Here is a 12,559-nt window from a genome sequence, read left to right on the forward strand (position 1 = left end):
CGATGTCCAAGGTGCGGACCTGCCCTGCCTGCGCCGACGGAGTGGCCTCTGGTGACAGCTTCTGCGAGGGGTGCGGTCGCACCCTCGCAGGCGACATCAAGGACGCTTGCGTCGAGAACCCCGACGCGGTGCCAACCGCCCCCCAGGTGAGCCTGTCCGGAGCGACCCCCGGACCCGGCCACGACCAACGGCCCGGGCTGGCTCCCGAGGACGGTCCCCCCACCGCCCCCCGGGTCAGCCTGTCCGGCGCCACGCCCCTGGTGCCCGACGCGCTGGTCACCCAGCCGATGCGGCGGGACTCCGTCCCCTCCGGAACCGGTGGGCCGAGCCTGCCCACCGAGCCCGCGGGTGCGGTCGGCCCCGCCCGGTCCGGAGGCCGGGCCGCGGCGTCCGCCCCGACCGCCCCGACCTGGCCGCCGCCGGCCACCGGCAGCGTCCCGGTCAAGCCCACCAACCCCGATCTGTGCGCGTGGTGTCCGGGGCGGGTCCGCACCGGGTTCTGCGTGTCGTGCGGCAGACTCCAGCCCAGGGGCCGCGACCACGTCGAGGTGTGCGCGCCCGGAGCCGTCGGCGTCAGCGACCGGGGGCTGCGGCACAGACGCAACGAGGACGCCCTGGGCGTCCTCGTCCTGCCCGACGACGACCCGCACGTCCCCGGGGCGGTCGTCGCGGTGGTCTGCGACGGCGTGTCCAGCTCACCCCGCTCCGACGAGGCCTCCCGGGTCACCGCCGAGACCGGCGTGGCGGTGCTCGCCGAACGGGTGCGCCGGGGGGAGGACCCGCGCAGGGCGACCGGCGCGGCGATGACCGAGGCCGCACGCGCCGTCGCGGCGATCGCCGACTCCCCCCGATCCGCGCCCGCCTGCACGTTCGTCTCCGCCGTCGTGCGCCCCGACACCGGAGCCGTCACCGTCGGCTGGGTCGGGGACAGCCGCGCCTACTGGCTCTCCGGAGGTCCCTCCGCCAGCGCCTCCGCCCTTCTCACCAGGGACGACTCCTGGAGCGAGGCCATGGTGCAGATGGGGATGCTCTCCAGGGAGGAGGCGATGCGCTCGGCGAACGCGCACGCCCTCGTCGCGTGGATGGGCGCCGACTCCGGCCAGATCGACGCGCACGTGTCCACCGTCACGCCGACCGGGCCCGGTGCCGTCGTCCTGTGCACGGACGGCCTGTGGAACTACTACCCGGAGGCCGTCGACCTGGCGGCCGCCGTCCCCGGCGCGGGAACGGCGCCCCGGGAGGCCGCCCGCCGTTACGTCGACCTCGCCCTCGAAGCGGGCGGCAAGGACAACGTCACCGTCGTCGTCATACCCGTGCCCGGAGGTGGTGGCCCTCGTGCGGGACAGGCCTGACCACCCCGACAGGCCCCAGCACCGTCTCCTGGAACCGTCCCCGCACCGTCGAAGCGAACCCCGGGGCGGCCCGTGCCCCGACTGCGGCACGTCCCGCACCGGCCGGTTCTGTGAGGAGTGCGGGTTCGACTTCGCCTCGCGCACCGGCGGCGACCGCGGGCACCGCGGCCCGGTCCACGGGGTGCCGTGGCGGGCGGTCGTGACCGCCGACCCCGCCTACTACCAGTACCTGGTGAACGAGGGCAGGCTCGACGCCGAGCGGCTTCCGTTCCCGTCAAGGTATCGGCAGCACCGCGTCGTGCTCCAAGGCGAGCGCCTGCACATCGGTCGACGCAGCGTCAGCCGCGGCTTCACCCCCGAGATCGACCTCGGCGGGCCGGGAGGAGACCCCGCGATCTCCCGGGTCCACGCGATCCTGGTGCCCGCGTTCGGCGGTACCTGGTCCCTCCTCGACCCGGGATCGGCCAACGGGACGACGATCAACGGAGCCACCGACCCCATCCCCCGCAACGTGGAGGTTCCCCTGCATGACAGCGATCGGATCTACGTCGGCGCGTGGACCGTCATCATCGTCCAGAAGGGGTGAGCCGCGGTGACCGCCCCCAGGGCGGGCGCACGCCCCCTCCTGAACTCCACCCCGGCCCGGGTGTGGGCGCTGACCGTGCTGTGCGCCGCGGCGATCGCGGGTCTGTTCGCGTCGTCGCACACCGCCCTGACCCAGGCCCGCGAGGGTCTCGACGTGCTCGGCCGCGACGCCGGTCCGCGTGCCATGGCCACCACCGAGCTGTACCTGGACCTGGCCGACATGGACGCGCGCATGGCCGACGTCCTGCTCATGGGGACCGACCACGACCTGGGGTCGGGGCGCGCGGACGCCCTGGAGCGGTTCGAGGCCAGCCGCGTCCGCGCCAACGGGGCGCTGCTTCAGGCCGCCTCGCTCACCGAGGGCGACAGCGTGGAGGAGCGCAACGTCGAGGCGGTGCTCGACGGGATGGGCGCCTACGAACGGCTCGCCTCCCGCTCCCTCCTGCTCAACGACCAGACCGGGGCCCCGCCCGGCCGACTGGACGAGGACGCGCTGGAGGAGTACCGGCGCGCCACCCAGCTGATGCACACCGAACTGCTGCCCAAGGCGTTCAACCTGGGCCTGGACTCCTCGGCGATCGTCCGGCAGAACCACGAGGAGGGGCAGCGGGCGGTCGTGCGGGGACTGCTCTCGGTCGGCGCCGTCGGGGCCGCCGCCACAGCGGCGCTGGTGGCGCTCCAGCTCTACCTGCGCGTCCGGTTCCGCCGCCGGTTCAACCTCTTCCTCCTCGGCGCGACGCTGGGGGTCGCGGCGCTCACCGTCGGCGTGGTCCTCACCCTGCAGGTCAGCATCGGCCACCAGCACGACGCCAAGGAACAGGGACTGGACGCCGCGATGGCGCTCGCCCGCGCGGGGGCGATCGCCACCGACATGCAGGCCGACCAGAGCCGCTACCTCGGCGACCCCGAACTCGCGGACAGCTACCAGCAGGTGTACCTGGAACGCGCCCAGCAGGTGCTCTTCCGTCCCGCCGAGAATCTCGACCAGTACTACACGGCGGTCGACGAGGTCGCCGCCGCCTACCCCGACCTGCCGGGGGCCCAAGATCCGGACGACGACGACCCGGGCACCCTCGGCTTCCTGGGGGAACGTGCGCAGGAGTCACTGCTCCCCGGACAGGAGGACGCGCTCGCCGAGGTGCTGCGGACCTACGGCCGGTTGCACGCGCAGGACCGCGAACTGCGCGCGGCCGTCCAGGAAGGCGACCTGGTCGCCGCGATCGGCACGCGCATGGCCGTCGCCGACTCCCGGGACGGCGCCTTCCCCGCCTACGTCGCCGCCCTGGACGGGCTGAGCGACCTGCACCGCGGCGTGTTCACCGAGGGCATCGCCCGCGGTGACAGGGTGCTGGAGCCGTGGCGGTGGGGGCTCCCCGCGTTCGCCCTGGTCCTGCTCGCCCTGGTCGGGTTCGGCGTCCGCTCGCGACTGGCCGAATACCGCTGAGAGAGGAACGGGAATGAGGCTCACCACCGGCCCCGCCGCGGCGGCCGCTCTCGTGCTGGCGCTGACCGGATGCGCCTCCGCGCTGGGCGACGAGACCTCGGTGCTCGACCTGGCGACGATCACCGTGGGGGTCAAGTACGACCAGCCCGGCACCGGTCTGCGGGGGCCCGACGGCGAGCTGACCGGCTTCGACGTCGACGTCGCCCACGACATCGCCGAGCGTCTGGGCTACCCCCCCGACCGGGTGGAACTGGTCGGGGTGACCTCCGCCGAGCGCGAGGACCTGCTGATCAGCGGTGAGGTGGACATCGTCGTGGCGACGTACTCGATCACCCAGGCCCGCAAGACCCAGGTGACCTTCGCCGGTCCGTACTACGTGGCCCAACAGGACCTGCTCGTCCGCGCCGAGGAGACGCACATCGACGACGTGCGCGACCTGGAGGGGCGCAGGCTCTGCCAGGGACGCGGGTCGAACTCGGCGCGGCGGATCACCGAGGGGCTCGGGATCGAGGTCGAGCAGACGGACGCCCCCAGCTACGGCGACTGCGTCGACGCTCTGCGCGACGGCGAGGTGGACGCGATGTCCACCGACAATTTGATCCTCGCGGGCTTCCTCGCGCGGGACCCGGACGCTTCCGGCTGGTGAACAATCCGTTCACCGAGGAGAAGTACGGGGTCGGGCTGCCGCACGGCGACGTGCGCGCGTGCGAGGCGGTCAACAAGGCGATCAGCGAGATGTACCAGGACGGAACCGCCGCGGAACTGTTGGAGCAGTGGTTCGGGGAGACCGGCCTGGACCTCGTCACGAGCGTTCCCCAGTTCGAGGGGTGCCCGTGACGCCGATGGTCCGCCGCGGTCGGATCACCGATACTTGACCGGACACGTCGGGGCCGGAGGGAGCTGCTTTCGTTGACCATCGTCGAGTTCCTCAACGCGCGGCTGGACGAGGACGAGCGAGCGTCGAGGGCGGTTCCCGTGGGCACTCGTGGTCGGGAACGGGCTCTGGCGGAGGTGGCGGCCAAGCGGATGATCATCCAGGGGTACACGCGGGCGCACGCCGCGAGCATGCGCGTGCTCGAACCGGCGCCCTCCTCGCCCGCGGACGGCGACCCGTGGTCGGAACTGCTCGCCTGGCGTCGCGCGGTGAAGTACGTGGCGACCGTGTACCGGGCCCATCCCCAGTACGACCGGACCTGGGAGGACTGACCGGGCGGACGGCCGGTCCGCTCGGCGGTCAGCCCAGCGTCTATCTACCGGCGGGCGCGGCGTCACGCCGGGTCGGCCCGCAGGCCCAGCAGGGCCTCGACCACCTCCCCGAGGTCCCGGCCCCGCACGTCGGGTTCGGGGAAGACCGCCGGGAAGCGGCCCTCCAGATGGGCCGACCAGCCCGTCACCAGGCCCGCCCGTCCCGCACCGGCCACGTCCCAACCGTGTGCGGTGACCAGCCCCATCCGGTGCGGTTCGACCTCCATCTCGCGCGCCGCCGCCAGATACGCCTCCCCGGCGGGCCGCCACCGGCCGGAGCACACCCCGTCGACCAGGTCGAGCAGTCCCGCCCCCGACAACAGCTCCCTTGCCGCGTCCTCGCCTGCCATGGTGAGCGCCGCCACCCGCAGGCCCGCCTCCCGAGCGGCGGTCACGGCGTGGACGGCCTCGCGCCGCGGGGCGAGCCGGGACAGCCCCTCGACGATGGCGTCCTCCGCCGCCGGGGCGATCTGGTGGCCGGTGATGTCCCGCAGCGAGCCCCGGGCCACGTCCTCGAACGTGCGGTCTCCGCCCACCAGGGCCAGCGCGAAGGCGTCGCGCAACAGGTGGTCGCTCCACCGGGCCATGAGGATCCGCGGGATTCCCGCCTCACGGAACCGCCACTCCAGCGGGCCCAGGGGGAACAGGGTGTCGAGGACGTCGAAGGCGAGGGCGGCGGGGCGGGTCGCATCTCAGCTCCTACCGGGGGGTGAGGGGGTGCTGTCCCTCCTTCTACCCAGTCGCGCCCCGGTTGGTCCCCGGATGCGCATAGGGTTCCTGATGGCCCGGCGGGGGCCACGGAGGACAGCGTGGAGCCAGCGGTGACGGAAGAACACATGGCCGGGGTCGACCCGGAGCACCTGCGCGTGTGCCTGGACGTGCTCGAACGCGCGGTGGAGCTGCCCAGCGACCACCCGGACTCGGTCACCCTGCAGCGCGCCACCGCCAAACTGTTCAAGGCCGTGAAGGAGCACCGCCGGCGCGTCCGTCGAACCGAGCGCAAGGCCCACGACGACGCCGTCCTGGCCGCGACCGCCACCGCGGCGCCCGACCGGATCGACGACGAGACCAACGGCCGTGCCCTGTCCGGCGCGGCCACCGGAGAGCTCGCGGGCGTGCTGCGCAAGGCCCGGCCCTGCTACGTGTGCAAGGAGAAGTTCACGGAGGTCGACGCGTTCTACCACCAGCTGTGCCCGAGCTGCGCGCGGGTCAACCGGGAGCGCCGCGCGGCGCGCACCGACCTGACCGGACGTCGCGCCCTGCTCACCGGCGGGCGCGCCAAGATCGGCATGTACATCGCGCTGCGCCTCCTGCGCGACGGCGCGCACACCACGATCACCACGCGGTTCCCCAAGGACGCGGTCCGCCGGTTCTCCGCCATGCCCGACAGCGACCGGTGGCTGCACCGGCTGCGCGTGGTGGGGGTCGACCTGCGCGACCCCGGCCAGGTTTTGCGGCTGGCCGACGCCGTCGCCGAGCGGGGGCACCTCGACATCCTCGTCAACAACGCGGCGCAGACCGTCCGGCGCGCCCCGGGCGCCTACGGGCCGCTGATCGCCGCCGAGGCTGAACCGCTCACCGCGGACGTGCCCGAGCCGCTCGTCCTCGGCGGTGTGGCGCCGCGCGTGCTGGGCTCGGGCGAGTCGGGCGTGTTCACCTCGGAGATGCTCACCTCCCTGGCCCTGACCACCGGCTCCGCCTCGATGGAGCGGGTCCGCCAGGGAACCGCCATCGACGCTGGAGGCCTCGTCCCCGACCTCGCTCCCGTCAACAGCTGGTCGCGCACGGTCGGCGAGGTCGACCCCGTCGAGATGCTGGAGGTGCAGCTGTGCAACGTGAGCGCGCCGTTCCTTCTCGTGGACCGGCTGCGCCCCGCCCTGGCCGCCTCACCGGCCCGGCGCGCCTACGTCGTGAACGTGTCCGCCATGGAGGGGGTCTTCGGACGCGGCTACAAGGGGGCGGGCCACCCTCACACCAACATGGCCAAGGCCGCGCTCAACATGCTCACCCGCACCAGCGCCCAGGAGTTGCTGGAGACCGACGGCATCCTCATGACCAGCGTGGACACGGGCTGGATCACCGACGAGCGGCCGCATCCGGACAAGGAGCGCATCGCCGCCGCCGGGTTCCACGCCCCGCTGGACCTGGAGGACGGCGCGGCGCGCGTGTACGACCCCATCGTCCGGGGCGAGCGCGGCGAGGACGTCTACGGCTGCTTCCTCAAGGACTACGCGCCCGCCGCCTGGTAGGCGCTCAGCGCACGTGGCCGCCCCGGTGGGCCCAGGCGGCGATCTCCACCCGGTTGCGCGCCCCCAGCTTGTTCTGGACGCTCGCCAGGTGGGTCTTGACGGTGCTCACGGTGATGTACAGCTCCGCCGCCACCTCCGTGTTGGTCAGGCCCCGCGCCACCGCGCGCGCGATCTCCAGTTCGCGCCCGGTCAGTCCCGCCGTGTCCGATTCCGGGCGCGGCCCCGTCCGCGCGAAGTGCCTGAGCAGACGGACGGTGATCCGCGGTGAGACCATCGCGTCGCCCCGCGCCGCAGCGCGGACCGCCTCGATCAACAGCGCGGGACCCGCGTCCTTGAGCAGGAAGCCGACCGCGCCGCCCGACAACGCGGCGTGCACGTACTCGTCCAGGTCGAACGTGGTGACCACGACCACCTTCAGCGGGTCGACCACCCCGGGCCCGGCCAGCCGACGCGTCGCCTCCAGACCGTCGACCCCGGGCATGCGGATGTCCATGAGCGTCACGTCGGGCAGCAGTTCCCGTGCCAGCCGGACCGCCGCCACGCCGTCACCGGCCTCGCCCACGACCTCGATGTCGTCCTCGGCGTCCAGCATGTAGCGGAAGCCGGTCCGGACCATCTCCTGGTCGTCGGCGAGAAGGACTCTCACACATTTTATCCCGCCTGCGCCTGCCCGCGTTTCGTCCATGTCTGGACTGTAGCCCGCACACGACAAACGGCCCCCGCTCCGAAGAGCGAGGGCCGTAGGTGGGTGGTTCAGACGTCGCGGCGGCTATCGCCTACGCGCCCACAGAGACGGGAGCGGGAAATCCTCTCCGAGTAGCCGTGTCAGGTCCGGCCACGATGTCCATCGCGACGGTGATGCCCAGCCGTTGCCTGTCCGCGTAGGCGGCTGCCTGCGCAGTTTCCCAGTGGCGGAAGCCGGGGCGGATGATCGCAGCAGATGGGAAAGACTCGCGCACCTCGCGGACCGGGGCGACCGCTGCGAACGGGTTCCCGTAGCCCGGACCGACCGGCAAGGCGGGGCGGGGGTTCGCGGCGTAGCGGCGGACGCGGTTCGCCCGGCGTGCCTCTCGGCGGAGCACGCGGGGGCGGCGTGCTGCCCACGGGGCGAGCGGAGTACGCGGAGGATCACCGCGAGGCAGGAAAGTAGTGTGTGCATGTCACTGATCCCTTGAATCGGTGGCCACGCTCCGGGGGTGGTAACAACACCCGCCGGGGCTCTGTCATTTGGCGCTCGTGACCATATCGCAACCGTTCAGACCTGCCCAAGGATTCAGAGCTTCCCAAGCCTTCAAATCTCCCTGGCGTGGGATCATGGGTTTATGACCACACCGCTTCCCGCTGGCTTCGGGCCGGACAGCCTCGTCAAGGAAGGCCCGGAACCGAAGTACGCCCAACTCGCGGCGATCCTCGCGGCCAGGATCGACCGGGGCGACTTCCCCCAGGACAAGCGGCTTCCGACAGTGGCTGACCTACAAGCGGACTACGGGGTGTCGCGCGGTACCGCGCAACGCGCGGTGTCGGTACTCGCTGAGCGTGGACGCGTTCGGGTGTCGAACGGCAAAGGAGCGTGGCCAGTTCTCCGCGACTGACACGAAGAACCCCGGGGACGCTTCCCTCACAGCACCCCCCGGGGGGGATAGCGGGGCGAGAGCGGAGCCGCCTCAACGCGTTCCACTGTTCGTGGTGGGTGTCGGTGCACGAAAGCCCCCGATCGAACACGGTGGCCGGGGGCTGGTGGGGCGGTCGTGCGTCCAGGTCAGGCGTCGACCTTCCACCCCAGGTCGGCCACGACCGACGCCATGAGGTTCGGGACCTGGTCAGCATCAACCTTGATCCCCCGCAGCGACAGGACACCCCCCACATCCTCGGTGGTGCTCCCGCGTAGGTCACAGCCGTCCATCCGGGTTCCGTCGAACTGGACGCCTGCCAGACGGCACCCGTCCATCGCGACTCCTGACAGGTCGCAGGAATCGAACACGGCCTCGGTGAACCGGCACCCCGTGAACGCCACCCCGGAGGCGGCCCTCACCCGGGCCATGTGCGCGTAGTCGAACACGCAGTCACGGAACAGCACGTCAGACATGGTGACCTGGTTCAGAACGGCCCCGGTGAGACGGCAGTCAGTGAAGACCACACGAGACATCTTCACGTCGTTCCACCGATGTCCGGCCAGGTCCACACCCCGGTACTCAGCGTGTGAGAGAGCCGCCTTGGCCAGGGTGTCGGCATGGGGCCAGGTGGTGTGTACGTCCTCTTCGTCGTCAGGAAGCAGGACGCGCACGTCATGGACGTTCACGGTTTCCATCAGTTCCTCTTGGCGTTTGCCCGTGCCGTTGCACGCGGGGCACAGGATGCGTTCGGTTCCCCCGTCACGGGTGACCACGATCGTCTTGGCCCCGTTACAGGTGTCGCAGGTGGCCATACTCAGTGTCCCTTCCGGATGATAGGTGTGCTCGTTCCCTGTCGTGAGGCGGACGCGAGAACGGCGTTCGCCTCTGAGTGCCGCATCCCGTACTGACGGGCGAGGTGGGTGTGGCAGGTGTGCCAGCTTCCGGCGACGTCGCCCTGGGGTGCCCCAGATAACGGACCACGGGGTCATGCGAGGCCACCCGAACCCCTCCTCGGACGGACGTCCACGGGGAACTCAGCCGCGCAGGCGAACACGTACCAGGTCGCGCCCAGGCGCACGTGGACGTTGCCGTTTCGGGGCGGGAGGATCTGGGACACCACCCGCAACTGGCCTTCGGGCATCAACACGATGTCGTGGCGCGTGAGCTGGTCGGCGCGGCGGTGCTCCCACCGCATGACGGCTACCTCCTGATCACTGGTGGGCTTAGCGGTACGGGCAGTGCCCGTCTTTGGTCAACTTCGTTCCGCACGTCGGGCACGTGAACGCGCACGAATGCAGGCACACGCGCACACGCACACACGAAGCGGTACACGGGGCGTTTCGGGGTTGGGATGCTTCATCGGGGCTGTGTCTCCGTGCTGATGGTGTGCGGCCAGCGATCGCGGTCACGGTCGCGGCGAGGAAGAGGACCGGGCGTGTACGTCCGCACATTGCGGGGGCGCTCGCGCGGTTGTGCCAGATAGGCAACGTCCGCGAGGGTCCGCGCGAGGGGCGGAGGAATGCGGTCCGGAGTCACGGGAGTTTTCCTAGGAGTTCCCGTGCGAGGTGTCGCGCGAGGGCGTCTTCCGCCCCTTCGTGCGCAACGGGCACGGTCACCCCGGGCTTTCCGGGCATCGGTCGCCACCACTGGTGATCCACGTAGCGGACCGTGACCTGACGCCCCCCGTGTTCCACGCAGACGGCCCCGGGAAGCTCACCGTCCATTGCGGGAAGGCCCCAGCGGTGCAAGGCGGAGCGCAAGGCGAGGGTGGGGTCAGAGGTATCGGCGTGCGTTCTCTGGTGGAGGCTCGCGGCAGACATAGCACCAGGCTGTAGGTACAACCAACCACAGACCAGGGACGCCGTGTCCTAGTCTCTGTTCACTAAATTCGCCTATCAGGTCGGCAATTCGACGAATTCCGCAAGTGAGTTCAAACCGGGCGGATGTACCGATCCCGCTAGCAAGTCTTGAATGATTACCACAGCCAACGTGTGATGCCGCATCCACGCGGGAGACTTACGACGCAACGTCTGTAGCGCCTTCACGGCCCCGAACGCGTCGCCCACGTCCGTGTGAGCACGGGCGATATCCAGTAGCAGCCACGTTCGCCAGGAAGGCGGAGTCTGCCCGTTCACCCGCATACCCCGGGCGAGTTGTATCGCCTCGTCAGGGCGTTCGTGCTGTACCGCGAGGCGGACGCGTTCGATGCGCACGGATGACGTGCTGAAGATCGACACCGCGCGACTGTCGACAGGCTGGGGAAGCTTGGGGATGCGTCGCGCTTCCTTCTCCGCGCGGGCCATCATGTCGGCGGACTCGGAGTAGTTCCCCGACCTAGCCGCACTGGTAGCCCCAGACATGAAGAGTCCACCCCACACGCGCAAGCTCGCGGCTGTGGTGATGCCCCCGCGTTCAACGTCCTCCGCTGCGTGTAGGGCGAGGCCGCTCGCGTCCTGTAGGCGGTCCTGCCGTTGGTAGGCCCAAGCAACGGAGCCGTACACCATGGGAGCTAGCAACGGGTCTCCGGAGTTCTGTGCAGCGTTCGTCGCGCGTTCCAACGCTGACAACGCGAGGTCCGTTTTCCCCAGCCGGATAGACAGGTGCCCCGCAAGCTGTAGCGCTTTGCTCAACGCCGCTTCACCGGTCGCACGCTGTGGGAACGTGCCGACACACGCCACAAGGCGCGCGTCCGCGATCATCCCCGGGAGAACGCGCATGAGTTCGCCGAAGTTCGCAGAGTGGTACAGCGACCAACCGTCGGATATCTCCGCGCGCAGCAACGGCACGGACAGTTCCTCCGCGCTCTCCGGAGCGGGCGGAGGGGCGAACAGTGGGGGCGAGATAGCGCGGCGGAGCGCCACCAGTTCCGGGGGTTCAGGGTCCCCGTTCGACGGAACGGCCGGAGGGTCACCGATCAACGCCGTGACTTCGACCTCCAACCCACTCGCGAGGGCATGCAACGTGGGAAGCCGTGCGCTGTGCCGTTGGCGTTGTTCCAGCTTTCGCACGGTATCGACGGATACGCCTGCCTTCGCGGCCAACTCTTCTTGAGAGAGGCCGGAGAACCTGCGCAGGCGGGCGAGGCGCTCACCGAGGTGTTCCATGCTGACAGGCTAGGTCCGTTGGCAGATGCGCGGAAAGTCTCTCCGGGAACCTCGCGGCAACGGCAAGGGGCTTCCGACGCAGCGGTATGCAGTGGCAAGGGGTTTACGGTGAGCGGCACGGCAGCGGCAACGACGACCAGGGCGACGAAAGCAGTCCGGCAGGAACGGCGAACACGCTGTTCAGCGCTTTGCCGCTCCGGTATGAATCGCCACCAGGGCGACGGGGAACGTGCCTCGCGCGAGTGCACGCCCGCAATGTGCGCGCGTCTGTCCGCGTGCATGTGCTGGTCACTTTGGGTAGTCAAAAAGTCCAGACTTGGGCAGCGACTGAGACGCTGTACCCCACCGCTGTCTGTCCCCTTCGGAAGGGGCAGGGGGAGGTGGTTACGTTCAAGCCGCGAGACCAAACGACATGGACTGCCGGTTATCGAGGACGCCCGCGCCCACGAACGTGGACATCAGGGAGACCTCAGCACGCACGGTCATATCGAAGTCCTGCACGACTCGCAGACTGTACCCGTTGTGCCGCTGCGAAGCGGACTTACCCGCACCCTCAGAGACTCGCGGGGCACGACATGCCAGTGCGAACGCGTCGCGTGTAAAGGCGGTAGTGCCGTTCACGAATGGAGAGATGAACACTCGGAACCCGAACACGCGGCCAATCTCACCGTTTCGCAGAGCCTGGTCACTGCCAGCGGCAGCGGCGTTCTGAAGTGCTGGAATGGTCAGGAACGCTTCCATCAGGTCCGGACCGATGACCATTACCCGACCGTTCATTTCCAGTTCGTGGCGCGTGAATTCAGCGGCAGCTTTAGAGCTCATCTCAAAAGTCCTGCGAGATGACTCCGAGCCTGGCATGATCACGGAATGTGAGTGACGTGTTGCCCGATGGGCTCTGGGAGATCGTCCAGCCGCTACTGCCCCCGCCGCCGAAGACCGGCCGCCCCCGCGCCGACCAGAGAGCGGT

Annotated in this window: 12 protein-coding genes and 1 pseudogene; 7 read left to right on the forward strand and 6 right to left on the reverse strand. The window is 70.2% G+C overall.

Going from position 1 to position 12,559, the window contains the following annotated elements; translation table 11 throughout:
- Positions 1-2 precede the first annotated feature (2 nt).
- The 5 genes and pseudogenes from BJF83_RS05660 (at position 3) to BJF83_RS05680 (ending at position 4,587) form a co-directional block, all read left to right on the forward strand.
- On the forward strand, positions 3-1,352 hold the full coding sequence (locus tag BJF83_RS05660; protein WP_075925456.1) for a protein phosphatase 2C domain-containing protein: 1,350 nt from the start codon (positions 3-5) through the stop codon (positions 1,350-1,352).
- Positions 1,336-1,938, forward strand: a complete 603-nt coding sequence (locus BJF83_RS05665; RefSeq protein ID WP_262391342.1) for an FHA domain-containing protein — start codon at positions 1,336-1,338, stop codon at positions 1,936-1,938. The genes BJF83_RS05660 and BJF83_RS05665 overlap by 17 nt, the downstream gene beginning before the upstream one ends.
- Positions 1,939-1,944: 6 nt before the next feature.
- Entirely contained in the window at positions 1,945-3,381 is a 1,437-nt protein-coding gene (locus tag BJF83_RS05670) for a hypothetical protein (RefSeq protein ID WP_262391343.1), read from the forward strand.
- A gap of 13 nt (positions 3,382-3,394) precedes the next feature.
- Positions 3,395-4,218, forward strand: a pseudogene (locus BJF83_RS05675) (glutamate ABC transporter substrate-binding protein).
- 72 nt (positions 4,219-4,290) lie between these two features.
- Positions 4,291-4,587: a DUF6221 family protein gene (locus BJF83_RS05680; protein ID WP_075925457.1), complete on the forward strand. Its 297-nt coding sequence runs from the start codon at positions 4,291-4,293 to the stop codon at positions 4,585-4,587.
- A 62-nt stretch (positions 4,588-4,649) separates the two neighbouring features.
- Here the strand turns inward: BJF83_RS05680 and BJF83_RS05685 are convergent, their stop codons facing one another.
- Complete coding sequence (locus tag BJF83_RS05685; RefSeq protein WP_262391344.1) at positions 4,650-5,213, reverse strand: HAD family hydrolase; 564 nt, start codon at positions 5,211-5,213, stop codon at positions 4,650-4,652.
- A gap of 249 nt (positions 5,214-5,462) precedes the next feature.
- On the opposite strand from BJF83_RS05685, the gene BJF83_RS05690 reads away from it, so the two are divergent.
- Positions 5,463-6,875, forward strand: a complete 1,413-nt coding sequence (locus BJF83_RS05690; RefSeq protein WP_075925459.1) for an SDR family oxidoreductase — start codon at positions 5,463-5,465, stop codon at positions 6,873-6,875.
- 4 nt (positions 6,876-6,879) lie between these two features.
- On the opposite strand, the gene BJF83_RS05695 is transcribed toward BJF83_RS05690, so the two are convergent.
- Positions 6,880-7,560 (reverse strand): response regulator transcription factor, encoded by a 681-nt coding sequence (locus BJF83_RS05695; protein WP_075925460.1) that lies wholly within the window; start codon positions 7,558-7,560, stop codon positions 6,880-6,882.
- 637 nt (positions 7,561-8,197) lie between these two features.
- Between BJF83_RS05695 and BJF83_RS05700 the strand changes: the two genes are divergently transcribed.
- Positions 8,198-8,467 carry a GntR family transcriptional regulator gene (locus tag BJF83_RS05700; protein ID WP_075925461.1) on the forward strand — a complete coding sequence of 90 codons (270 nt, stop codon included), beginning with the start codon at positions 8,198-8,200 and terminating at the stop codon, positions 8,465-8,467.
- A gap of 167 nt (positions 8,468-8,634) precedes the next feature.
- On the opposite strand, the gene BJF83_RS05705 is transcribed toward BJF83_RS05700, so the two are convergent.
- The 4 genes from BJF83_RS05705 to BJF83_RS05725 form a co-directional block, all read right to left on the reverse strand.
- Entirely contained in the window at positions 8,635-9,300 is a 666-nt protein-coding gene (locus BJF83_RS05705; RefSeq protein ID WP_158070337.1) for a pentapeptide repeat-containing protein, read from the reverse strand.
- Between the two features lie 173 nt (positions 9,301-9,473).
- Positions 9,474-9,683: a hypothetical protein gene (locus BJF83_RS05710; RefSeq protein WP_075925462.1), complete on the reverse strand. Its 210-nt coding sequence runs from the start codon at positions 9,681-9,683 to the stop codon at positions 9,474-9,476.
- A gap of 700 nt (positions 9,684-10,383) precedes the next feature.
- Positions 10,384-11,592, reverse strand: coding sequence for a helix-turn-helix domain-containing protein (locus BJF83_RS05720; RefSeq protein WP_075925463.1), 1,209 nt, complete (start codon positions 11,590-11,592; stop codon positions 10,384-10,386).
- A 390-nt stretch (positions 11,593-11,982) separates the two neighbouring features.
- Positions 11,983-12,414, reverse strand: a complete 432-nt coding sequence (locus tag BJF83_RS05725) for a hypothetical protein (protein WP_143831798.1) — start codon at positions 12,412-12,414, stop codon at positions 11,983-11,985.
- Between the last annotated feature and the right edge of the window lie 145 nt (positions 12,415-12,559).

It is taken from the genome of Nocardiopsis sp. CNR-923 (assembly GCF_001942255.1).
Taxonomy (GTDB): Bacteria; Actinomycetota; Actinomycetes; order Streptosporangiales; family Streptosporangiaceae; genus Nocardiopsis.